The following is a 23,124-nucleotide window of genomic DNA, read 5'->3' as shown; positions in this document are numbered from 1 at the left end:
AGAGATGCTGAATAGGACATTCAACGGTGCCTGTGGCCGGGACAGGGACTGGCTCAGGGCTTGCGAGCCACCGCCCCGTACATCGCGATGTCCTCGTCCCGGATGGGCTCCGAATCGGTGCCGTCCGGATGCCACTTGTGTACCTGCGTGATGCCCGGCTCGACCAGTTCGAGGCCCTCGAAGAACTCCTCGGCCTCCGGGAACGTACGCAGCCGCATGGGCATGTTGCGCGCCGCGTACTCGCGCGCGACCCGGCCCACCTCCTCGGGTGCGAACTCGGCGGTGCCGATGGACATCGCGAGGTAGCTGCCGGAGGGGAGCGGTTCGAGGAGGCGGCGGACGATGCCTACCGCGTCGTCCTCGTCGAGGACGAAGTGGACGATCGCGATGACCGTCAGCGCGACCGGCTTGGAGAGGTCGAGGGTGTCGCGGAACTCGGCGGAGTCGAGGATGGCCTCGGGGTGCTGGAAGTCGGCCTCGATGTACGACGTCTTCCCCTCGGGCGTGCTGGCCAGCAGGCCCTGGGAGAGGGTGAGGACGATGGGGTCGTTGTCCACGTAGACGACGCGGGACTCGGGGGCCACCGACTGGGCGATCTCGTGGAGGTTGGGGGAGGTGGGGATGCCGGTACCGATGTCGAGGAACTGGCGTATCCCGGCGTCCTTGGCCAGCCAGCGCACGGCACGGTTCATCCAGTCGCGATTGGCCCGCATGTGGATCGGCAGGGCGGGCCACTCGCGCGACATGGCGTCGCCCGCTTCCTTGTCGGCGGGGTAGTAGTCCTTTCCGCCGAGGATGTAGTCGTAGATACGCGCGGAGTGCGCGCTCTCGGTGTCGATTCGGTCGGCAGGCCATCCGTTGTCGGACAACGCGGCCCCTCCTATCAAGTCGTAGGTCAGCAAGGGTGATTCAGTCGGAGGTGATTCAGACGGAGGTGCTTCGGACTGAGGTGTTTGAGACAGGGTGCTTCAGACAGGGGTGTTTGAGGCCCGGGGTTGATCAGAGCAGGAAGTCGGCGTCGCCCGCCTTCACGCCCGTCAGGAAGCTCGTGATCTCGCGGTCGGTGAAGACCAGCGCCGGACCGGCAGGGTCGGTGGACTGACGCACCGCCACCCTTCCGTCGCCCAGCTTCTTCACTTCGAGGCAGGCGCCGCCCGCGTCGTCGCTCCACGGCTTGTGCCAGTCATGCGCGCCGAGATCACGGGCCGGCATGCCGTTGCGTATGTGGTGGTGGTGCACGTCAGAGCTCCTTGCGTATCGCACCGAGGAAAGCCTCGGTCCTGCTGGCGGGCGTCGACTGGGCGCCCAGCCGGTCCAGGGCCTCGCGATAGACCAGGACGTCGTCGGCCTTGTCGAGATACACAGCGCCCACCAGGCCGCTGAGATACACGATGTCGGGCAACTCCCTGGCCCTGAACCGGAAGAGATGGAAGGCGCCGGCCCGCATCGCCGGATGCGGACCGTTGCTGAACGGCATGATCTGTACCGTCACATGGGGCAGCGCGTTCAGCGTGATCAGGTGGTCGACCTGGGCGCGCATCACCTCGGGTCCTCCGACCGGCCACCTCAGCACCGTCTCGTCCATCACGATCCACACACGGGGCGGGTTCGGACGGGACAGCAGTTCCTGGCGCTGCATACGCAGCGCAACCCGGCGCTCCGTCGCCTCCTCCGAAGCGTGCGGATTGCCCGCGCCGAGCAGGGCACGCGCGTACGCCTCGGTCTGCAGCAGTCCGTGCACGAACTGCGCCTCGTACGCCCGGATCTGCAACGCCGCCTGTTCCAGGCTCAGATACGCGGCGAACCAGTCGGGCAGTACGTCACGGTAGGTGTGCCACCAGCCGCGCTTGTTGGCCTCGCGGACCGACTTCAGGAAGGTGTCGATCTCCTGCTGGTCCTTGACGCCGTAGACCTGGAGCAGCTTCTCGGCGTCCGCGAGCCTGAGCCGGGCCACCTTGGCGGACTCCATCCGGCGGATCGTGGAGTGGCTCACCCCGATCGCCGTGGCCGCCTGCTCGTACGTCAGGCCGGCCCGGTTGCGCAGCTCCTCGAGCTGCCTGCCGAGGATCATGCGCAGGACGGAAGGCGCGCCGCCCCAGTCGGTTTCCGAGGTCACGCCTTACCTCCTCACCCGTAGTCCGGGCCAACGCATCGCAGTCTGTCACGATCATCGGCGACTGGGGCGGCCTGCGCCCTACAAATTGCAATTTTCAACTTGCTGGTTGCGGGACGTTGTTGGCAGGTGTCACAGTGGTCGTACGCCCCGGGACGGTGAACGAAGGGGCGATGTAGCCCAGTTGGGGGATCAAGGGCCGCAACTCGGAGTGTTGTGCTCTGCAGACGAAAGGCGTACGGCGATGGTTTCGCCCTCCTTCCCTCAGTCCCTGGGCCGACTTTCCGGTGACGAACTCCTCCACAAAGCAGGCGTGTTCGGCCTGCCCGCCATCCCCGTCTCGGTGGCCGAGGCCCGCAGGAACGTGCGGCTGCTGCTGAGCGAGTGGGGCATCAGCCGCGAGACCTGTGACAACGCCGTGCTGGTCACCTCCGAGCTGGTCACCAACGCGCTCACGCACACGGAGAGCGATCTGATCGTGTGCAGACTCCGCACCTCGGGGGACCGGCTCCATGTCGAGGTCGAGGACCAGAACCGCAGCCGTACGCTCCCCGCGTGCAGACAGCCGAAGCCCGACGACCAAGGTGGTCGCGGGCTTCTGCTCGTCGACATGCTGAGCAGCGACTGGGGCGTCCGGGACGCACCCCACGGGTCCGGCCGCATCGTCTGGGCCGAACTGCCTGCGGAGTCGATGGAGGCGACGACACCGCCGGCGGTACCAGAGCCCCAGGACGGATCGGCCGACGCCCATGCAGCCGATCCGTCCTGGACGTGAATCAGCTGGTGCCCCGACTGCCCCGACTTCCAGACCGCCCGTCAGCCGTCCAGCGCCAGCAGCGCCCCTAGCAGCAGTACGCCTCCGGAGACCTGCCCACCGGCTGGTGTGGCAGGACGTGCGGCCGGCCTGAGGGCGGGGCACCCCTCCATACCCCCATGTCGTGTCAGACCCGTGCCGTACCTTGGCTGGATGGGGACGGGGAATGGGGGGAGTGCCGTGTCGGTGTCGGATACCGAGGCGTCTGTGTCGAGGGTCGTGCCGCCGTGGCGGCTGCTCCTCGGCTATGTGCGGCCGCATCGCTGGGCGCTGCTGGGCGGAGCAGTTCTGTCATTGATCACCGGGGCCACCGGGCTCGCGCTGCCGTTGGTTGCCCGCGGGCTGATCGACGATCTGCAGCACGACCGGGCCATCACCGGGGCGTTGCTGGCGATGTCCGCACTCGTGGTCGCCAATGCCGCGATCGGCGCGCTGGGCGGCTACGTACTGCGGTACACCGCCGAATCGGTGGTGCTCGGGGCGCGGCGCGCGCTGGTGTCGCATCTGCTGCGGCTGCGTATCGCCGCCGTCGACCGGAGCGAACCCGGCGATCTGATGGCCCGGATCACCTCCGACACCACACTGCTGCGCGAGGTCACCACGGATTCGCTGGTCGGTATCGGTACGGGCGGACTGACCCTGCTCGCCACGCTGGTGATGATGGGTCTGGTCGACCCGGTGCTGTTCGCCGTCACCCTGGGCGTGGTGGTCGGCGCGAGCGTGGTGATCGGGGTGATCGTGCCCCGTATCAACCGGGCCAGCAGACAGGCGCAGAACGCGGTCGGTGCGATGGGTGCCGCACTGGAGCGGATCCTGGGCGCGCTGCGTACCGTCAAGGCGTCCGGGGCCGAGCACCGTGAGGAGCAGGCCGTGCATGCCGCCGCCCAGGAGTCGTGGCGGCAGAGCGTGAAGGCCGCCAAGTGGTCGGCGCTGGCCGGGAACACGGCCGGTCTGTCGATTCAGGTAGCGTTCATCACCGTGCTCGCGGTGGGCGGGGCGCGGGTCGCGACGGGTGCCATCGACATCGGCACGCTGGTCGCCTTCCTGCTGTTCGTCTTCTATCTGATGTCGCCGATCCAGCAGGTCGTCGGCGCCGTCGCGCAGTACCAGACCGGTGCGGCGGCCCTGGCCCGGATCGAGGAGGCCCGGCAACTGCCCGCCGAGCCGGCGACCGAACCCGCGCCACTGCCCAGCCCCGGCGCCGAACCCGCCGCGGTCGCCTTCGAGAACGTCCGCTTCCGGTACGCCGACGACCTGCCGTACGTCCACCACGGCGTGACCTTCACCGTCCCGCCGCGCGGCATGACCGCCTTCGTCGGGCCGTCCGGCGCGGGCAAGACCACCGTCTTCTCCCTCATCGAGCGGTTCTACGACCCTGGAGAGGGCCGGATAACCCTGGACGGCCAGGACCTCGCGCACTGGGATGTGTCCAGGCTCCGCTCCGCCATCGGGTATGTGGAGCAGGACGCGCCCGTTCTCTCCGGCAGCCTCCGCGACAACCTCGTGCTCGGCAATCCCGACGCCGGGGAGGACGATCTGCTCCGTGCGCTGAAGACCACCCGTCTCGACGGTCTCGTCGACCGGCTGCCGAACGGCCTGGACACCCTTGTCGGTCACCGCGGCACCAAGCTCTCCGGTGGCGAGCGCCAGCGGGTCGCCATAGCCCGCGCTCTGCTGAGACGGCCCCGTCTGCTGCTGCTCGACGAGGCCACCAGCCAGCTCGACGCGGTCAACGAAGCGGCGCTGCGCGACACCGTCGCAGATGTCGCCCGTACGACCACGGTGTTGGTCGTCGCGCACCGGCTGTCCACGGTCACCATGGCCGACCGCATAGTCGTCATGGACGCGGGCGAGGTACGAGCCGTCGGCACCCACCGCGAACTCGTGACCGCCGACCCGCTCTACGCCGAACTCGCCGCCACCCAGTTCCTCGCGTCGGCCGACGCCTAAGCGCTCCGCTGGGAGGACGGTTCGAAGCTGCGGGTCCGTTGTGGCTTGTCGCTCCCCACTCTCGGCTTCGCTCGAGCGGGGGACCCCCATGAGCGGGGGACCCCCATGAGCGGGGGACCCAATCGCGGCGGAGCCGCATATTGATACAGCCCCGCGGGTGGGTGCAGGCGCGGCGAGTTCATGGAACGCATCCTTCAGCGAGGGGCCAACGCCGGGTAAGGCTGGACCTGACTGGACCTCGGCTCGCAGCTCCTGCCGTCCGCGCGGAAGGGCCGGACGAGAGCGGACCGAGCGGGGGAAAGCGGTCTCTTCCGGTCCTCGACTGGGCGGTCCGCAGGGGGATCCCGAGCGCTGATCGAGGGTTTTCCCCGTATCCGGAGGATCGCGGCCCCGCCTATTGTTCGAACACAGCTGACCCATGGGTCACCCCCATAAGGGTCGCTCGCGCCTGGCCGGCCACCGCGTCTTTCCGATCGCCCCCGTGTTTTCGATCGCACCCCCCGCCGCTTCGACGACGAAGCGATTCGAACGCTGCTCCGTTGCGTCGCGCTGGGCGCTCGCCCCGGAGCCGGCCCCCGAAAGGCACACACTCTTGCGTACTTCACGCTCTGCGAGACGGACCCTGATATCCGTCACCGCGATATCCGCGACGCTGCTGGCAGGCGCCGCCACCTCGGCCGCCGCCGTCCCCACCGGGCAGACCAAGGCTGCCGCCGCCGAGCAGGCCACGGCCGCAGCCTCCGCCGTGGCCGCCCCCGCCGAGCGGCTGATCGTCGGCTACAAGTCCGGCGCCAGTGAGGCCAAGTCGAACAAGGACGCCGCCGAAGACGCCGAGGCCAAGGGCAAGGACGCGGGCGAGGACCTCGACTTCCAGCGCCGCCTCGGCACCGGCGCCGCGCTCGTCGACCTGGGCAAGAAGCTCAGCAAGGCCGCGGTCGCCGACGTCGTCGCCGAGTACCAGGCCGACCCGCAGGTCGCGTACGTCGTACCGGACCGCCTCAACAAGCCCCTCGCGGACCCGAACGACACCGAGTACAGCAAGCAGTGGGACCTGTTCGAGACCACCGCGGGCATGCGCGTACCGGGCGCCTGGGACACCACCACGGGCAGCGGCGTCACCGTCGCCGTGATCGACACCGGCTACGTCACCCACTCCGACCTCGCCGCGAACATCGTCGGCGGCTACGACTTCATCGCCGACCCCGCGGTCGCGGTCGACGGCAACGGCCGCGACAGCAACCCGGCCGACCCGGGCGACTGGTACGCGGCCGGCGAGTGCGGGCAGTCGGCGGGCCAGAGCTCCTCCTGGCACGGCACCCACGTCGCGGGCACCATCGCCGCCGCCACCAACAACGGCAAGGGCGTCGCCGGCATCGCGTACAACGCGAAGATCTCCCCGGTGCGCGTCCTCGGCAAGTGCGGCGGCTACGACTCCGACATCATCGACGCCATCACCTGGGCGTCCGGCGGCACCGTCTCCGGCGTGCCCGCCAACACCAACGTCGCCAAGGTCATCAACATGAGCCTCGGCGGTGGCGGCGCCTGCACCAGCGCCACCCAGACCGCGATCAACAACGCCGTGAACCGCGGCACCACGGTCGTCGTCGCGGCGGGCAACAGCAACGCCAACGCCGCCAACTACTCCCCGGCGAGCTGCAACAACGTCATCTCCGTGGCCGCGCTCAACCGCGCCGGCTCCAGGACCTACTACTCCAACTTCGGTTCGACCGTGGACATCGCGGCCCCCGGCGGCGAGACCAGGACCACCACCGCCAACGGCATCCTGTCCACGCTGAACTCCGGTGCGCAGGGCCCGTCTTCGGAGTCGTACGCCTACTACCAGGGCACCAGCATGGCCGCCCCGCACATCGCGGGCCTCGCGGCGCTGGCCAAGTCGGCGAAGTCCTCACTCACCCCGGCCCAGATCGAGTCCGCGATCAAGACCAACTCGCGTGCTCTGCCCGGTACTTGCTCGGGCGGCTGTGGTGCGGGTCTGGCGGACGCGGCCAAGACGGTGCAGGCGGTGAGCGGGACCGACGGCTCCACGGGGGGCACCACCTTCACCAGCACCTCTGCCCTGTCCATCCCGGACAACGGCTCGGCCGTGGAGTCCCCGATCGCCGTCACCGGCCGGACGGGCACCGCGCCCTCGGCACTCCAGGTCGGCGTCGACATCACCCACACCTACCGCGGTGACCTGGTGCTCGACCTCATCGCCCCGGACGGGACGGCGTACCGCCTCAAGTCCAGCAGTTCGGACTCGGCCGACGACATCAAGACCACCTACACGGTCAACGCCTCCAGCGAGACCGCCAACGGCACGTGGAAGCTCCGCGTCCAGGATGTCGCCTCCGCCGACACCGGCAGGCTCAACAGCTGGAAACTGACCTTCTGAAGGGCCATGTGACGACCTGCTGCTGACCTTCCGGCAGCTACAGACCGCCACCCCCCACAGGGGCGGCCGACGCGAGCGGGCGTCGGCCGCCCCGCCCTTCGTTCCAGTCCTCCGCGTACGTCTGCGCCGCTACGGCGCGTCGTGGCAATAGCTCTTGGCGGAACGTGCACGTCCGCGACACGATGCCCGAATGAAGGGTGATCTGTTTTCCAGCGAGTACATGGTGCAGCCCGCCACCACCGTGGGCATGAGCGTGCAGAACGCCAAGTCGATCCGATACATGATCAACGGCGAAATGCTCGCGCGACAGGGGGCGATGATCGCCTACCGGGGAAACCTGCAGTTCGAGCGCAAGGGCCAGGGAGTCGGCGGCATGCTCAAGCGAGCCGTCACCGGGGAGGGGCTGCCGCTCATGGCGGTCCGCGGGCAGGGAGAGGCCTGGTTCGCGCAGGAGGCACAGAACTGTTTCATCGTGGACATCGACCCCGGTGACGTCTTCACCGTCAACGGCCGCAACGTCCTGTGCTTCGACGCCTCCCTGCAGTACGAGATCAAGACCGTGAAGGGCGCGGGCATGACCGGCGGCGGCCTGTTCAACAGCGTCTTCACCGGGCAGGGCAGGCTCGGCCTCGTCTGCGAGGGCAATCCGCTGGTCATCCCGGTCTCGCCGCAGTACCCGGTGTACGTCGACACGGACGCGATCGTCGGCTGGACCGCCAACCTCCAGACGTCCCTGCACCGTTCGCAGTCCATCGGCTCGATGCTGCGCGGCGGCTCGGGGGAGGCGGTGCAACTGGTGCTGCAGGGTGAGGGGTACGTGGTCGTACGCCCAAGTGAGGCGACGCCGCAAAAGCCTCAACAGCATTGACACGTACGGTCCTTACCACTGGGGCTCCGCCCCTGAGACCCCGCTGGGGGCTCCGCCCCCAGACCCCCATCGGCCTGGCGGCCTCGTCCTCAATCGCCGGAGGGGCTGATTTCCAGCCCCTCCGGCGATTGAGGAGCGGGGGTCCGGGGGCTGGCTCCCGAAAACGGGGTCCGGGGCGGAGCCCCGAGGGGGTCCAGGGGCGGAGCCTCCTGGTGGGGTCTGGGGCGAAGCTCCAAGGACGGGAATGGGTAAGGGCGGCGGGGGCGACACCCCCAGGCCTCAGCCCAGGCGCACGTCCTGCCACACCAGCCGGTGGTCCGACGTCGGAACCGTCGTGCCGCCGCCGACCAGCCGGTACAGCGGATCGTCCGACGTCGGCCAGAAGATGCCGTTCCCGACCGGGACGAGACCGTGCGACGGGATGACGTGGTCGACGCGGAGGTTGCCGGGGGCGTTGTCGTTGAAGTCGGCGGTGTCGTAAGCCGGGTTGCCGGTGTGGGAGGTGTTGGCGCCGCCCTGGAGGCGGGCCGCCTCTTCGCCGCCCGCGGCAGCGGGAGGCGTGGCGGGCAGGTTGACCGCCTTGTGGTCGAGGAGCTGAAGTACGGCCTTGTTGTAGCTGTCGCCGTCGTGCGGGTCCGCGTTCAGATCACCCGCGATCACAAAGCGCGCCCCGGGCCGCAGACCGCCCCGTACACCCTTGTCGTCGTAGAGGTACGCGCTGCGGCGGCGACCGCCGATGTAGTCCGCCCAGAGACGGATCTCATCGTGGTTGCGACGGCCGTTACGGTCCTCCGGGCCGTCGAACGTGGGCGGAGTCGGATGCGAGACAAGGAAGTGGACGGTGGAGGACCGGCCGGGGCCGAGCCGGACCGGCAGATCCCAGTGGCTCTTTGAGGAGAGCCGGAAAACAGCCCTGGCCGCCTCGCTGTAGTAACCCGGCGGCATGACGCTCCCGGGCATGTCCTTCCACAGGAAGTGCTGGAACGTACGGGCCGCCCGGACATCGATCGGGTACTTGGACAGCACGAGCATCCCGTACTGCCCCGGAAACCAGCCGTACCCGAACGCGTCCTGCCCGTACGCATCGGACCCCGGCGTGGTGACGGCACCGTTCTTGCCGTCGAAGTCCACCCCGGAGGCCACACCCGTATTCACGGGCGCGGTGAAGCGGAACGGATAACGGACCGGCTTCGCCCCGTTCTGACCGACGGCCAGGTAGTTGCGCAGGAACAGCCGGGCCGCCGCGCCGTCCTCGTCGTAGTCGAACTCGTTGATCAGCAGAACATCGGGGTCGACACGCTGAATCGTCTCGGCGGCGTTCCGCGCCTGCTGATTGTCCGGCGTGGACAGATCCGCGACGAGGGCGCCCTGAGTGCCGCGGTTCAGCGAGGCGTTGAACGTGGCGAAACGGACGCTCCGTCGGTACGAGCCCGCGGACGCGGCGGACGCGTCCGCACTGAATGCCGCCGTACCGGCCAGTGCGGCTGAGGCGAGACCGGCGAGGGCGGCACGGCGCGAGAACGGTGGACGTTGCGGTCTGGGGTGGTTCATCGGGGCTCCGGAGGAGGAGGGGGAATGCGTGAACTCCCGTAGTCTCTGCGCGTAGATGTCGCTGCCACAAGGGGGTTGGGAGGAGTCGCGGCTGACGGTGAAGCAGGCGCGTCGTACCGTCGACACCACGGTGTACGGCCGCCAAATACCGCCCGAGCCACCGTCAAAGTCACTGCTGCCCGTACGACCGACCAGGCCCGGGAAAAGAACTGGCCCCGCACCCGCCCGCAGGCGACGATGGCCCCATGCTCAGCACCCTGCTCGCCTTCCTCGGCGCCTGTCTGCTCATCGCCGCCTCGCCCGGCCCGAGCACCGTACTGATCATCAAGCAGTCGATCCGCAGCAGACGTTCCGGCTTCCTGACCGTGCTCGGCAACGAAACCGGTGTCTTCGTCTGGGGGATCTTCGCGGCGTTCGGGTTGACGGCGCTGCTGGCGGCATCGGAAGTGGCGTACGACGTGATGCGCATCGTCGGCGCCGTCGTGCTCGTCGTCTTCGGTGTGCAGACGCTGTGGCAGTCGCGGCACGCCAAGGGCGCGGCGGACGCGGACGGAGAGGAAGCCGTCGAGAAGAGCGGCTGGTCCTCCTACCGGGGCGGGCTGCTGCTCAATCTCGCCAACCCGAAGGCGGCCATCTTCGCCATGTCCTTCCTCCCGCAATTCGTGCCGGAGGGAGCATCGCATCTGCCCGCCATGGTGGGGCTCGCCGCACTCTGGGCGGTCTTCGAGGTCGGCTACTACGGCCTGTACGTGTGGTTCGTGGGACGGATGAAGACGGTGCTGTCCCGTGCCGGGGTGCGGCGCAGACTGGAGCAGGTTTCCGGAGGCGTACTGCTGCTTCTGGGTGCGCGGCTGGCACTGGAGAGCTGATTCCGTCGTCGGGTGGCCGCTCCCGGGGCCCCGGAAAGTGCTGTTCACCGGCTCGCGTCGCCCCCGCTGTCCGGGCAGGATGCTGACCGTAGCCCTTTTGACCTACGGAAACCGGGACACCGAACGGCGACGGCGCGACCATGACCCAGGCAACGACACCCACCGCGGACACCGTGCGACGCCTCGTCCGCTCCCTGCTCCCGGACGGCGGCAGATCCGACATCCGGCCCGTCGGCACCGGCGCGGAGCCCGCCACCTGGTACGTCGGCACACGCCATGTGCTGCGCCTCGCCCCGGACCGCGAGGCCTCCGTAGGCCAGCGACGCGAGCTTCGCCTGCGGGACGTGGTGCGCCCGTACCTGCCGGCAGCCGTCCCGGCGAGCATCGCGCACGGCGAGTGGGCGAGCGGTCTGACGTACACGCTCGACACCCTGATTCCCGGCGGCTCCGGCGAGCGGCACGACGTCTCCGCCGTGGGGGAGGCCGATCTGGCGGGGCTGCTCACCGGGCTGCGCGAAGTGCCCGTACGCCAGGCCGAGGCTCTCGGGGTTCCCCGTGCCGCGCCCCGCTCCCTGGAGGGGCTGCGTACCGCCGCCGCACGGGCCGCCGAACAGCTCGGCGCGGCCGACGAGTTCGACGCCGCGCGGCTCCACCAGCTCACCGCGCCCGCCGCCGTGCAGCTAGGGGCGCAGCCCGGGGCCGCCGTTCTCGTCCACCACGGCCTTACGGGGGATCGACTCGTGGTGAGCGCCGACGGGCGCGTACGCGGCGTCCTCGGCTGGGCCGACGCCCTGGTCGGCGACCCTGCCGAGGACATCGCCGGTCTCGCCCGCGCCGTCGGTGCTCCCGCAGCCGTCCGCGCGGCGACCCTCGCCGGATACGGCGCCCGACCCTGCCTGCGCGGCCTGTGGCTGGCCCGCTGCGACGCCCTGATCCGCCTCGCCGACCGCCTCCGGGGGCACGGCAGCGACCCGCTGCCACCGCTGCGCTCCCAGCTGGACCGCGCGTGGGAGGCGATCCTCCTCGAACGGGTCACGGAGCTGCGGGACGAGGACTGACCGCTCCGGCGTCAGCTCGCACTCCCGCATCGGCATCACTGATCATTCGTGCGTCAGTGTCACTGATCCCTCCCGGGTGAGCGCCACGGATCACTCCCGCGTCAGCGCTCACCAACGCGTAAGCAGCAGCACCGCATCACTCCTGCGTCAGCACCACGCACGACTCGCCCGGCAGGCTCAACAGCCCGTCCCCGCCCGGCACTTCGACCGGCTCCCACGCCGCCAGCATGCGCACGCGAGCCGTCCCGAGAGGGATCGACGCGGTCTCCTTGCCGAGGTTCACGGCCACCCGGACGTCACCCCGGCGGAACGCCAGCCACCGGCCCTCCTCGTCGTAGGCGACCTTGACGTCCGAGAGGTCGGGGTCCGTGAGATCCGCCTGGTCGTGCCGGAGGGCGATGAGTTCGCGGTACCAGGCGAGCACGCGCGCGTGGGGCTCGTTCTCCGGCTCGGACCAGTCCAGGCAGGAGCGGTCACGCGTCGCCGGGTCCTGAGGATCGGGGACGTCCTCCTCGGCCCAGCCGTGCGCCGCGAACTCCCGGCGCCTGCCCCGGCGTACGGCCTCGGCCAGCTCGGGGTCCGTGTGGTCGGTGAAGAACTGCCAGGGCGTGCCCGCCGCCCACTCCTCGCCCATGAACAGCATCGGCGTGAACGGCCCGGTGAGCGTCAGCGCCGCCGCGCAGGCGAGCAGGCCGGGGGAGAGGGTGGCGGAGAGCCGGCCGCCCTGGGCGCGGTTGCCGACCTGGTCATGGGTCTGTGAGTAGCCGAGAAGGCGGTGTGAGGAGACGCGCGTACGGTCCAGGGGGCGGCCGTGGCGCCGGCCGCGGAAGCTGGAGTATGTGCCGTCGTGGAAGAAGCCGCCCGTGAGCGTTTTCGCGAGTGCCGCGAGCGGGGCCCGGGCGAAGTCCTCGTAGTAACCCTGCGACTCACCGGTCAGCGTGGTGTGCAGGGCGTGGTGGAAGTCGTCGTTCCACTGCGCGTGCAGACCGAGCCCGTTCTCCTTGCGGGCCGTGATCAGCCGCGGATCGGCCAGATCGGACTCGGCGACGAGGAACAGCGGCCGGTCCAGGTCGACGGAGAGCGCGTCCACGGAGGCCGACAGCTCCTCGAGGAAATGGTACGCGCGCGTGTCCCGCAGCGCGTGCACGGCGTCGAGCCGCAGCCCGTCGATCCGGTAGTCGCGCAGCCAGGCCAGGGCGCTGTCCAGCAGATACGCGCGCACCTCGTCCGAACCGGGCGCGTCCAGGTTGACGGCGGCACCCCAGGGTGTGTGGTGCGTGTCCGTCAAGTACGGGCCGAACGCGGGCAGATGGTTGCCGGACGGGCCGAAATGGTTGTGCACGACGTCCAGGACGACACCGAGCCCGAGCTCGTGTGCCCGGTCGACAAATCGTTTCAGCGCCTCGGGGCCGCCGTACGGCTCGTGCACCGCCCACAGTGAGACGCCCTCGTACCCCCAGCCGTGCTGCCCCGGGAACGGGCACAGCGGCATCAACTCGACGTGCGTGACCCCCAGTTCCGCGAGATGCCCGAGCCGCTCGGCAGCCGCGTCCAGGGTGCCCTCGCGCGTGTACGTGCCCACATGCAGCTCGTACAGCACCGCGCCCGGCAGCCCGCGTCCGGCCCACTCGGCGCGCCACGCGTACCGCTCGTGATCGACCACCGCGCTCAGCCCGTCGGGCCCGTCGGGCTGCCGCCGCGAGCGCGGATCGGGCCGTACGGGACCGTCGTCCACCGCGAACCCGTACCGCGTGCCGTCCTCGGCCTGCGCCTCACCCGTCCACCACCCCGCGCGGTCCGGAGCGCGCTCCATCGTCTGTGTGCCGCCCGCGCAGTGGAGCGTCATACGGCCGGCCTGTGGTGCCCACACCTCGAACTGCACGGACGGTTCTCCCTCGTCTGCTCACGGTGATCTCGCCGGTCCCATGGTGCGTCACACGAGATCAGTCGCGCGGCTGAAACCGCTCGAACGAAGGATTGAACCCGCATCGGTCGCAGTACCGGACCAGAGCCGAACCAGAGGTGTACCAAGTTCCCCGCTAGTTCCTCGTTTTCTGGACACCTTGGCGCCGCTGACCGACAATCACCAGCGTGACGTCGTCTTTCGAGTTCCACACCTATCCCGCCGCGCGGCTGTCGGACGCCGAGCGCGACAGGGCGTTGAGTGTGCTCCGAGAGGGCGCCGTCCTGGGCCGGATCTCCCACAACACGTTCGTCCAACGGATGGAACTCGCGCTCGCCGCCCGCACCTCCGACGAACTCGCCGCGCTCACCGCCGACCTGCGCACGGAGAGCCGTGTCTCGCGTCTGCTGTTCGGCGCCGTGGAGTCGGTCTCCGGATTCACCGTACGGCTGCGCAGGGCCTGGCAGGCCGAGAAGCTCCCCAAGTTGCTGCTGCCCCGCCCCGACAGCCCGTACCCGCTGCGCATCGGCCGCGACCCGGCCAGTGGGCTCAGGCTCAGCCATGAGACGGTCTCCCGCGTGCACGCCGAACTGACCCGCCAGGGCGGCCTGTGGGTGCTGCGCGACCTCGGCTCGACCAACGGCACCGCCGTGAACGGGCGGCGGGTGATCGGCGCCGCCGTGGTCCAGTCCGGCGATCAGGTCAGCTTCGGGCGCATGACGTTCCGGCTCGCCACGGACTGACGCCTCCTGGCCGGCGGGCGGAACCGTCGCGTCCGGGCAATCGGCCCACGAAGGCCGAACATCCTGCTCGTACGGCGGTGTTGACGTACCCGCGCGATCGTGACTCACTGTGCGTACACCATCCACAGCAAGTGAACCGACGGCTACTCGCAGCGGAGGTAAGACCCTGCCGCAACTCCTCCGCTACCCGTCCGTGGACGAGCTGCGCGTCCGGGCGGCGGCACTCGTCCAGCGTCACCCGAAGGACGCCCGGCTGCGCCGGGTGGGCACCTCACGCTCCGGCCTCCCGATGTGGCTGCTGTCCGTCGGACACGGCAGCCGTCAGGCCCTCGTCGTCGCGGGCCCGCACGCCAACGAGCCCGTGGGCGGCGCCACCGCCCTGCGCCTTGCCGAACGGGCGCTGGCCGACCCCCGGTTGTGCGAGGGCGCCGACGCGACCTGGAACCTGCTGCTGTGCCTCGACCCGGACGGCGCGCGCCGCAACGAGGGCTGGCTGTCAGGCCCGTACACCCTCGGCCACTACTTCCGGCACTTCTTCAGACCCGGCTTCCGTGAGCAGCCCGAGTGGCTGCCCGACGGCGCGGACGGCGCCGCCCTGCCGGAGACCCGCGCCCTGCTCGACCTCCAGGACGAACTGCGGCCCTTCTTCCAGTGCTCCCTGCACGGCGTCGACGTGGGCGGCGGTTTCGTCGAGCTGACCCGCGAACTGCCCGGCCTCGCCCCGCGCCTGGCCCACACCGCGGCCCGCCTGGGCATCCCCCTCGAACTCGGGCCGTACGACACGCTGTACTGGCCCACCCTGGGGCCCGCCGTCTACCGCATCCCGCCCCCGCGGCGCGCGGACCTGGCCGCCGCCATCACGGAGGCGGCGGTCGAGTCCACCTGGTTCCACCCGCACCCGTACGGCACGGTGACCGCGGTCGTCGAGGCCCCCATGTGGGGCGTACGGGCCGTGGGGGACGCCTCGCCGTCCGCCGACGCCGACGGGGCGCTGAGGACCGTGAGCCGCACGCTGCGCCGCGACACCCGGCTTCTGCAGGCGCTGCTGACGCGGATCCGCCCCGGCCTCGGCACGGCAGCGGACACGGCCTCCCTGCTCGCACCGGTCGACGACTATTTACTGGTCTGCCCCGGCCTCGCCGACTCCTGGGACCCCGACACGGAAACCGACGACGGCACGCACCCCCTGCCGCCGCTCGACACCGCCCGGCTGACCGCCCTGCGCATCTCCGCGCGGCGGATAGCGCTGCGCACGGCGGGTCTGCTGCACCAGCTCGTGACGCACGCCGGACACGATCCGTCCGGCGCGCTGCCGGACCTCGACCGGCTGATCGACGCGTGGTGCGCGGACTACCACGACGGGTACCAGGCGCGTTGGATTCCCGTCGCGCGACAGGTCGAGTACCAGGCGCGGGTGGTGCTCCACGCCTTTGAGCTGGCGGGTCGCCGGGCACCGCTTTCCCGACCCGGCGCCAGTACGGTCGGCACGAGCCCGGCGAAGGCCGAAGTGCCCTTCGAATGAGCGCGCGCTCGGCTGGAATGGTTCGAAGCCGCGGGTCCGTTGTGGCTTGTCGCTCCCCACTCTCGGCTTCGCTCAAGCGGGGGGACCTCCATGAGCGGGGGGACCCCCGTCGCGGCGGAGCCGCATATTGATACAGCCCCGCTCCCCTAAGAGGCCTGCGGCCTCCTTTAGTGGCGCGGCGCCTACTCCGCGCGCTCCCGTGCGTGGTGTGCCGCCGCCACGACCGTGCGGCTCTGGTGCTCCACCTGGTGCTCCAGCGGTACCCAGCGGGCGCGGAAGCGTTCGGCGAAGGCCTCGCTCCAGGAGGCGACCAGGTGTTCCAGGTGCGGTGCCGCCCGGTCGTCGGCCTCCTGGAGGACGCGCAGCAGCATCGCGGCGGCCCGCAGCGGGAGCCGGCGGCCGAAGGCGTCCACGCTGCCCACGTACGCCCTCGTCGTCTCCGCCGGAGGATGCTGGGCCCAGTCGCCGGCCAGCCCCGGGACCAGCTCCAGGGCCCACTTCGTGGCTCGCAGCAACGGCCCGTCGGGGCCCGGCAGGCGGGGCAGGGCCTCGGTGAGGACGCCCTCCACCTGGAGCGAGTCCCGCAGCAGCCGGCGCGCCAGATGCCGCATCGCCGCATCCGGCGCCGGATGTGGCGCAGGGTCGTCCACGAGGTCGCTGGCCCACATCGGCACTTCGACGACCGCGGTCAGACCGCCGTACCGATGGGCGTGGTACCAGGTGCTGTGCCGGACATCGTCCGGGATGCTCGGGTACGGCGCGTCCGAGCCCGGCTCGGGCATCACATGCACCCCGGGCCCGGAGGCAGGCCAGCCCGCCGCGTCCGAGGCCCCCGTCTCCACCGGAATGTGCAGCTCGGCCGCTGACTTGGCGAACGGCTCCGCCAGCCCCGGCACGTCCTTCGTCAACTGCACCCAGCTACCGCCCAGGTCCGTCCCATGGAGCGTCGCCTGGAGATAGGGACGCAGCTCGTCGATGACCCTCGTGAGGGCACGCGTCTCGGGCGGCAGCCGATCGGGCGGCAGCACGGACGGCGACCACTCCGGCTGCTCGGGTCCGGCGGGACGGAAGAACCCGAGGTGGTAGTCGAGCAGGGTCCTTGGTGCCGGAGTCTCATGAAGACTCGCCCCGTCCGGATCCGCACAGAGCAGGAAATGCCACGAGGTGTCGGCTCTCAACTGCCGCTCGTACAAGACCCGTTCGGCCAGCGCCAGCAGAGTGGAACCCCCGGTGGGCTCATTGGCATGAGCCCCCGCGACCACCAGCACGGCCCGCTCGGCATGCCCCAGCGACAGCAGATGCAGCGGTCGTCCCGCCCGCGAGACCCCGACCTGCTCAAGGGAACACAGCCATGGCCGCTGAGCCGCCAACGCCCGGGCGGACGCGACGATTTCGGTCACACTGGGGTAGCGCAGCTCCGGCAGGAGACTCACCCCCGTCTTGGACCGCCCGGCGTCGCCATCCGCAGTACTCCACGGACTGGATGAACTGTCAAGGAGGTGGCCTCAGGCGTGCAGGAGTGTTAACGGCGCTGACATCAAGCACGCGAGCCCTCGGGATCGCTCACCCTCTCCAGGAGCACCACGGGCAACGGCTCGAAAAGCTCCTCCACGCGCGCGTGCCCCGTGAACTCCCGTCCGGGAGTGAGCAGATCGGCCCACCGGCCTGCGGGCAGTGGCAGCACCGTGTCGCGCCAGCCGCCCGCCTCCTCCAGACGCAGGGACAGGCGGGTGACGGCGGTCATCGCCTCCCCGGAGCGTACAAAGGCCACGCAGTGCGCGGCGGCCGGGCCCTCCGCGTCGAGCGGGGTGTACGTCGCCGACTCGCCGAAGACAGCGGGGCGTTCCCTGCGCAGTCGCAGCGCGGTCGCGGTCAGCGCGGCCTTCTCGGCGGACAGGCCGTCCGACTCCTTCGGCGGGAAGTGGGCCGGGCGCCGGTTGTCCGGGTCCACGAGTGCCCGGTACTCGACCTCCGTGCCCTGGTAGACGTCCGGCACGCCCGGCATCGTCAGCTGGACGAGGGCGGCCCCTAGGACGTTCACCCGCACATGGGGCTCCAGGACGGCCCTGAACTCGGCCGCACGCCGCCCAGGTGCCCCGCAGGGCCCCGCCCTGAGGAACGCGGCGACAGAGGCCTCGTACGCGGGATCCTGCTCCGTCCACGAGGTGAACAGGCCGGCCTCCCGGACGTGCTTCAACAAGGCGCCCTGGAGCCGGTCCTCGGCCGCGGGCCCGAGACCGACCGCCGTCTGCCACGCCGCCCACGCCACCTGGGGATCCGGCGCGCCCACCCCGTCGACCGCCGTCTGCCCGGTCACCTCGGCCAGCAGGTCGGCCCAGCGCAGAGGGCACTGGGTGAGTACGGAGATCGCCGCCCGCACATCGGCGCTGCGCTTGGTGTCGTGGGTGGACAGCACGGTGCCTGTGGCGGGCCAGTCACGCTGCACGCGCGCGCAGTACGCGTGGAAGTCCTCCGGGGGCACGGCGGGGAACTCGGGCTCGCCGCCCACCTCGTTCGCCGAGAGGACGGGTACGTACCGGTAGAACGCCGTGTCCTCCATGGACTTGGCCCGCAGCGCCGACGCGGTCTGCGCGAACCGGGCCCGGAACCCCTCGCGCCCGGGCCCGTCACCGGTCCGGCCGAGCACCAGGTCCCGTACGGCGTCCACCGCGTGGGCCTCCTCGGGCACCGTGAAGGCCCCGCGCGCCTCGTGTGCGGCCTCCTCGGTGACGACCGCGGCGGCGTCCCCGGAGGCGTACGGCCGGTAGACCTGGAGTCGTACGAGGAGTTCGCGCAGCGCGGTGCCCAGGGCCCAGGGGGCGTGGTCGCGCAGCGCCGGGTCCGGGGACGTACGGCACAGGCGGTCGGCCTCGCGGGTCAGGCGGTCGATCTCGGTGGCCAGCTCGTGATGGACCACCTTGTACGCGGCCCGCCGCACCGTCGCCTCCCAGACGCCGCCACGGTCGGCCTGGGGCGCCGCGAACCGCCGGTACTGGCCGAGGAGTTCGCCCGCGCCCGCCGGGTCCGTGAAGAGTCCGTCGATGTGCCGCAGCGCGTCATAGCCGGTGGTGCCCGCGACCGGCCAGGCGGCGGGCAGCGGTTCGCCCTCCGCGAGGATCTTCTCGACGACCGTCCAGCGCCCGCCGGTCGCCTCGTGGAGCCGCTGGAGGTACGCGTCAGGGTCCGCGAGGCCGTCGGGGTGGTCGATCCGCAGCCCGTCGACCACGCCCTCGCCCAGCAGCTGGAGGATCTTCGCGTGGGTGGCGTCGAATACCTCCGGGTCCTCGACCCGTACCCCGATGAGCTCCGAAATGCTGAAGAAACGGCGGTAGTTGAGCTCGGTGCGGGCCAGTCGCCACCACCCCAGGCGATACCACTGCGCATCCAGGAGCTGGGGCAGTGGCAGCTCCTCCGTGCCGGCACGCAAGGGGAACGCGTGATCGTGATAGCGCAGCATGTCGCCGTCGACCTCCAGATGGCCGAGCTCCGTGCCGAGCCGCCCCCCGAGCACCGGCAGCAGCACCCGGCCGTCCTGGGCCTCCCAGTCGATGTCGAACCAGCGCGCGTAGGGCGAGTCCGGGCCCTCCCGCAGCACCTCCCACAGGGCACGGTTGTGCCGAGGGACCATCGCCATGTGGTTCGGCACGATGTCCACCACGAGCCCCAGGCCGTGCTCCCGGGCGGTGCGCGACAGGGACCGCAGGCCCTCCTCGCCGCCCAGTTCGTCCCGCACGCGCGCGTGGTCCACCACGTCGTAGCCGTGCAGCGACCCCGGTACGGCCTCCAGCACCGGCGACAGGTGGAGATGCGAGACGCCGAGCGAGGCCAGATACGGCACAGCTGCCGCGGCGGCCCCGAACGGGAACTCCGGCTGCAGCTGAAGCCGGTACGTGGCGGTCGGAGCCGGTTCGGAACGCTCAGGTGTCATGGCAACGTACGTACCCGCAAGCGAGCCTTTCGTGTCATAGACACGCGCAGAGGTGACTTTCTGAAGCCCGGTGCAGTACCGCGCCCCTAAGGAGGCCGCAGGCCTCTTAGGGGCGCGGTGCTGTGACATATGCGGCTCCGCCGCGATGGGGGTGCCCCCGCTCGAGCGCAGCCGAGAGTGGGGGAGCGACCAGCCACAGACGGCCCGCAGCTTCAGTACTGCCCTTCCCACGGAGCGATCACGCAGGCCGCTGCAACACCATGACGCTCCGGTCCGCCAACGTCAGGCGGTCCCCCGCCTGCACCTTCGCCCCCGTTCCCGGAGGCACCGCTTCGGCCCGCGCCGTGTCGACGACGACCTGCCACTGCTTCCCGTGATCGACCGGCACCACGAACTCCGTGGTCTTCGGCGAGCCGTTGAACATCAGCAGGAACGAGTCGTCGGTGATCCGCTCCCCGCGCGGCCCCGGCTCGGAGATCGCGTTGCCGTTGAGGAAGACGGACAGTGCGCGCGCCTGCGTGGAGTTCCAGTCGCGCTGGGTCATCTCCTCTCCTGCCGGGGTGAACCAGGCGATGTCGGACAGCTCGTCGTGGGTGCCCTGCACGGGCCGCCCGTGGAAGAACCGGCGCCGCCGGAAGACGGGGTGCTCACGGCGCAGCCACACCATCGCGCGGGTGAACGCGAGCAGCTCGCCGCCATCCTCCGGGTCCTCCGGCCACGGCACCCAGGCCAGCTCGTTGTCCTGGCAGTACGCGTTGTTGTTGCCGCCCTGCGTACGCGCGAACTCGTCGCCGTGGCTGAGCATCGGCACGCCCTGGGAGAGCATCAGCGTCGCGATGAAGTTCCGCATCTGCCGTGCCCGCAGCTCCAGGATCTCCGGGTCGTCTGTCTCGCCCTCGACTCCGCAGTTCCAGGATCGGTTGTGGCTCTCGCCGTCGCGGTTGTCCTCGCCGTTCGCCGCGTTGTGCTTGTCGTTGTACGACACCATGTCGTGCAGCGTGAAGCCGTCGTGGCAGGTCACGAAGTTGATCGAGGCGAGCGGGCGCCGGCCGTCGTCCTGGTAGAGGTCCGAGGATCCCGTCAGCCGGGACGCGAACTCCGCGAGCGTGCGCGGCTCGCCCCGCCACATGTCCCGTACGGTGTCGCGGTACTTTCCGTTCCACTCTGTCCACAGCGGCGGGAAGTTGCCCACCTGGTAGCCGCCCTCGCCGACGTCCCAGGGCTCGGCGATCAGCTTCACCTGGGAGACCACAGGGTCCTGCTGGACCAGGTCGAAGAACGAGGACAGCCGGTCCACCTCGTGGAACTGCCGGGCGAGCGTCGCCGCCAGGTCGAAGCGGAACCCGTCGACGTGCATCTCGGTGACCCAGTAGCGCAGTGAGTCCATGATGAGTTGGAGCACGTGCGGGGAGCGCATCAGCAGGGAGTTGCCCGTGCCCGTGGTGTCCATGTAGTAGCGGGGGTCGTCCGTCAGCCGGTAGTACGAGGCGTTGTCGAGGCCCCTGAAGGACAGCGTCGGACCCAGGTGGTTGCCCTCCGCCGTGTGGTTGTAGACGACATCCAGAATGACCTCTATGCCTGCTTCGTGCAGCGCGCGTACGGCCGACTTGAACTCCAGCACCTGCTGTCCGCGGTCGCCCCAGGAGGCGTACGCGTTGTGCGGGGCGAAGAAGCCGATCGTGTTGTAGCCCCAGTAGTTGTTGAGGCCCATGTCGACCAGACGGTGGTCGTTCACGAACTGGTGGACCGGCATCAGCTCCAGCGCCGTGACCCCCAGCTCCGTGAGGTGCTCGATGATCGCGGGATGCGCCAGCGCCGCGTATGTGCCGCGCAGCTCGTCCGGCAGTGCCGGATGGCGCATGGTCAGGCCCTTCACGTGGGCCTCGTAGATCACCGTTTCGTGGTACTCGGTGCGCGGGAGCCGGTCGTCGCCCCAGTCGAAGTACGGGTTGACCACCACCGAGGACATCGTGTGGGGCGCCGAGTCGAGATCATTGCGCTTGTTCGGCGCCCCGAAGTGGTAGCCGTACACCTCCTCGCCCCAGTCGATGCTGCCGCTGATGGCACGTGCGTACGGATCGAGCAGCAGCTTCGCGGAATTGCAGCGCTGTCCGCGTTCGGGCGCGTACGGACCGTGCACGCGGAAGCCGTAGCGCTGTCCCGGCATGATGCCGGGCAGGTACGCGTGCCGCACGAACGCGTCCGTCTCCCGCAGCTCTATGGCTGTCTCCGAACCGTCGTCATGGAGCAGACACAGCTCGATTCGGTCGGCGGCCTCCGAGAAGACCGCGAAGTTGGTGCCGGCGCCGTCATACGTGGCACCGAGTGGGTACGCCTGTCCAGGCCAGACCTGCATGGATACGACTCTTCCAGTTGTGCGACGTCGCGTGGGGCGACTCCGGCCCGAGTCTCCCCGAAAGTGATGGAACCACCTATGACTTACGTCCCTCTTACTGACTGACCAGTGCATACGCGGTGCGTATGCCGACCAGTGGGGCTCAAGGGACTTCTAGAGATACAGGGGAGTAGGGGGAAATGTGCGCAAGATAGTGCACCGCCATCTTGGCAAGGTCGTCGCGGGGGCGGGTATCGCGGTGGCCACGACTGCCGTGATGGTGGCCGTCACGCTGCCGGGTTCGGCGGGGGCCGACGATTCCGGCCCCAGCGGCGCGGGGGCCGGTCAGAGCGGCCAGCAGGCGGACCAGGGAGGTCAGCAGGCGGGCCAGGAGCAGGGCCAGGCCGCCGTGCAGCCGGGTGCCGTCGAGCAGGCGCCGGCGGAGGGCGACACCGGTGAGGGACGCGATCCGCTGACCGAGGACGAGACCGAGCGGGTCGAGCAGCTCGCCCTGGACCGGCAGCTGCAGCGCTCCAGCGAGAACGTCGAGGGCGAAGGGGGGCCGCAGCCGCTCACCGTCGACCTCGCCGACCCCGAGACGAGCGAACTGGACGACGCGGACGCGCCGCGCCGCGCCGAGGTGTCGTTCTACGACTACAAGGACGACTCGCTCGTCACGAAGACCGTCAACCTCGACACCGGCAAGGTCGAGGCGACGGACACCCAGCAAGGTGTCCAGCCGCCGCTCAGTCGTGCCGAGACCGTCGAGGCCGCGGAGCTCCTGATCGCCGACCCGCTCGGCGACGGTCTGAAGGCGGACTACAAGGACGCCACCGGCAACGAACTGACCAAGCCCGATCAGCTCCTGCTCAACAGCATGGTCTACCGGGCGAACGCGGGAACACCCGCAGCCCTCGCCGACTGCGGGGAGCACCGTTGCCTGCGTCTGTTCGTGAAGGTCAAGAACGGGCCTTGGATCGACAGCCGTGACCTGGTGATCGACCTCAGCGCCCGCAAGGTCGCCAAGGTCGGCTGAGCCGACTCAGTTCGCTAAGTCCGCTTTCCCAACTCACGC

General features: G+C 70.2%; 17 protein-coding genes. 9 read left to right on the top strand and 8 right to left on the bottom strand.

The window, feature by feature from the left end:
* Positions 1 to 53: 53 nt before the first annotated feature.
* From ABD357_RS09145 to ABD357_RS09135, 3 genes are all read right to left on the bottom strand, one after another.
* The gene (locus ABD357_RS09145) at positions 54 to 869 is read right to left on the bottom strand and encodes an SAM-dependent methyltransferase (RefSeq protein WP_344388872.1); all 816 of its coding nucleotides are present in this window, start codon (positions 867 to 869) and stop codon (positions 54 to 56) included.
* A gap of 130 nt (positions 870 to 999) precedes the next feature.
* Positions 1,000 to 1,212: a DUF397 domain-containing protein gene (locus ABD357_RS09140; protein ID WP_344389034.1), complete on the bottom strand. Its 213-nt coding sequence runs from the start codon at positions 1,210 to 1,212 to the stop codon at positions 1,000 to 1,002.
* A gap of 28 nt (positions 1,213 to 1,240) precedes the next feature.
* Positions 1,241 to 2,116 (bottom strand): helix-turn-helix domain-containing protein, encoded by an 876-nt coding sequence (locus tag ABD357_RS09135; protein ID WP_344388871.1) that lies wholly within the window; start codon positions 2,114 to 2,116, stop codon positions 1,241 to 1,243.
* A gap of 241 nt (positions 2,117 to 2,357) precedes the next feature.
* Between ABD357_RS09135 and ABD357_RS09130 the strand changes: the two genes are divergently transcribed.
* From ABD357_RS09130 to ABD357_RS09115, 4 genes are all read left to right on the top strand, one after another.
* Positions 2,358 to 2,888: an ATP-binding protein gene (locus ABD357_RS09130; RefSeq protein ID WP_344388870.1), complete on the top strand. Its 531-nt coding sequence runs from the start codon at positions 2,358 to 2,360 to the stop codon at positions 2,886 to 2,888.
* 219 nt (positions 2,889 to 3,107) lie between these two features.
* A complete protein-coding gene (locus tag ABD357_RS09125) occupies positions 3,108 to 4,877 on the top strand; it encodes an ABC transporter ATP-binding protein (RefSeq protein ID WP_344388868.1) in 1,770 nt (589 codons plus the stop codon).
* 592 nt (positions 4,878 to 5,469) lie between these two features.
* On the top strand, positions 5,470 to 7,272 hold the full coding sequence (locus ABD357_RS09120) for a S8 family peptidase (RefSeq protein ID WP_344388867.1): 1,803 nt from the start codon (positions 5,470 to 5,472) through the stop codon (positions 7,270 to 7,272).
* Between the two features lie 190 nt (positions 7,273 to 7,462).
* Positions 7,463 to 8,140: an AIM24 family protein gene (locus ABD357_RS09115; protein WP_344388865.1), complete on the top strand. Its 678-nt coding sequence runs from the start codon at positions 7,463 to 7,465 to the stop codon at positions 8,138 to 8,140.
* Between the two features lie 279 nt (positions 8,141 to 8,419).
* On the opposite strand, the gene ABD357_RS09110 is transcribed toward ABD357_RS09115, so the two are convergent.
* A complete protein-coding gene (locus ABD357_RS09110; RefSeq protein ID WP_344388864.1) occupies positions 8,420 to 9,691 on the bottom strand; it encodes an endonuclease/exonuclease/phosphatase family protein in 1,272 nt (423 codons plus the stop codon).
* 245 nt (positions 9,692 to 9,936) lie between these two features.
* On the opposite strand from ABD357_RS09110, the gene ABD357_RS09105 reads away from it, so the two are divergent.
* Together ABD357_RS09105 and ABD357_RS09100 are read left to right on the top strand one after the other, a co-directional pair.
* Positions 9,937 to 10,560, top strand: a complete 624-nt coding sequence (locus tag ABD357_RS09105; RefSeq protein ID WP_344388863.1) for a LysE family translocator — start codon at positions 9,937 to 9,939, stop codon at positions 10,558 to 10,560.
* Positions 10,561 to 10,700: 140 nt separating this feature from the next.
* A complete protein-coding gene (locus ABD357_RS09100; protein ID WP_344388862.1) occupies positions 10,701 to 11,618 on the top strand; it encodes an aminoglycoside phosphotransferase family protein in 918 nt (305 codons plus the stop codon).
* A gap of 136 nt (positions 11,619 to 11,754) precedes the next feature.
* On the opposite strand, the gene treZ is transcribed toward ABD357_RS09100, so the two are convergent.
* Positions 11,755 to 13,500, bottom strand: a complete 1,746-nt coding sequence (gene treZ / locus ABD357_RS09095; RefSeq protein WP_344388861.1) for a malto-oligosyltrehalose trehalohydrolase — start codon at positions 13,498 to 13,500, stop codon at positions 11,755 to 11,757.
* 209 nt (positions 13,501 to 13,709) lie between these two features.
* On the opposite strand from treZ, the gene ABD357_RS09090 reads away from it, so the two are divergent.
* Both ABD357_RS09090 and ABD357_RS09085 read left to right on the top strand, forming a co-directional pair.
* Positions 13,710 to 14,264 carry an FHA domain-containing protein gene (locus ABD357_RS09090; protein WP_344388859.1) on the top strand — a complete coding sequence of 185 codons (555 nt, stop codon included), beginning with the start codon at positions 13,710 to 13,712 and terminating at the stop codon, positions 14,262 to 14,264.
* Between the two features lie 193 nt (positions 14,265 to 14,457).
* Positions 14,458 to 15,786, top strand: coding sequence for a M14 family zinc carboxypeptidase (locus tag ABD357_RS09085; protein WP_344388858.1), 1,329 nt, complete (start codon positions 14,458 to 14,460; stop codon positions 15,784 to 15,786).
* A 182-nt stretch (positions 15,787 to 15,968) separates the two neighbouring features.
* Here the strand turns inward: ABD357_RS09085 and ABD357_RS09080 are convergent, their stop codons facing one another.
* The 3 genes from ABD357_RS09080 to glgX form a co-directional block, all read right to left on the bottom strand.
* The gene (locus tag ABD357_RS09080) at positions 15,969 to 17,219 is read right to left on the bottom strand and encodes a M14 family zinc carboxypeptidase (protein ID WP_344388857.1); all 1,251 of its coding nucleotides are present in this window, start codon (positions 17,217 to 17,219) and stop codon (positions 15,969 to 15,971) included.
* Between the two features lie 104 nt (positions 17,220 to 17,323).
* Positions 17,324 to 19,714, bottom strand: coding sequence for a malto-oligosyltrehalose synthase (gene treY, locus ABD357_RS09075; RefSeq protein WP_344388856.1), 2,391 nt, complete (start codon positions 19,712 to 19,714; stop codon positions 17,324 to 17,326).
* A 238-nt stretch (positions 19,715 to 19,952) separates the two neighbouring features.
* Positions 19,953 to 22,070 (bottom strand): glycogen debranching protein GlgX, encoded by a 2,118-nt coding sequence (gene glgX, locus ABD357_RS09070; protein ID WP_344388855.1) that lies wholly within the window; start codon positions 22,068 to 22,070, stop codon positions 19,953 to 19,955.
* A gap of 181 nt (positions 22,071 to 22,251) precedes the next feature.
* Between glgX and ABD357_RS09065 the strand changes: the two genes are divergently transcribed.
* Positions 22,252 to 23,085: a Tat pathway signal sequence domain protein gene (locus ABD357_RS09065; RefSeq protein ID WP_344388853.1), complete on the top strand. Its 834-nt coding sequence runs from the start codon at positions 22,252 to 22,254 to the stop codon at positions 23,083 to 23,085.
* The last annotated feature ends 39 nt before the right edge of the window (positions 23,086 to 23,124 follow it).

Origin of the sequence: Streptomyces vastus (assembly GCF_039532825.1) — a bacterium.
In the GTDB taxonomy this organism is placed as follows: Bacteria; Actinomycetota; Actinomycetes; order Streptomycetales; family Streptomycetaceae; genus Streptomyces; species Streptomyces vastus.
Note: the sequence above shows the minus strand (reverse complement) of the source record. Positions and strands in the feature narration are given on the sequence as shown.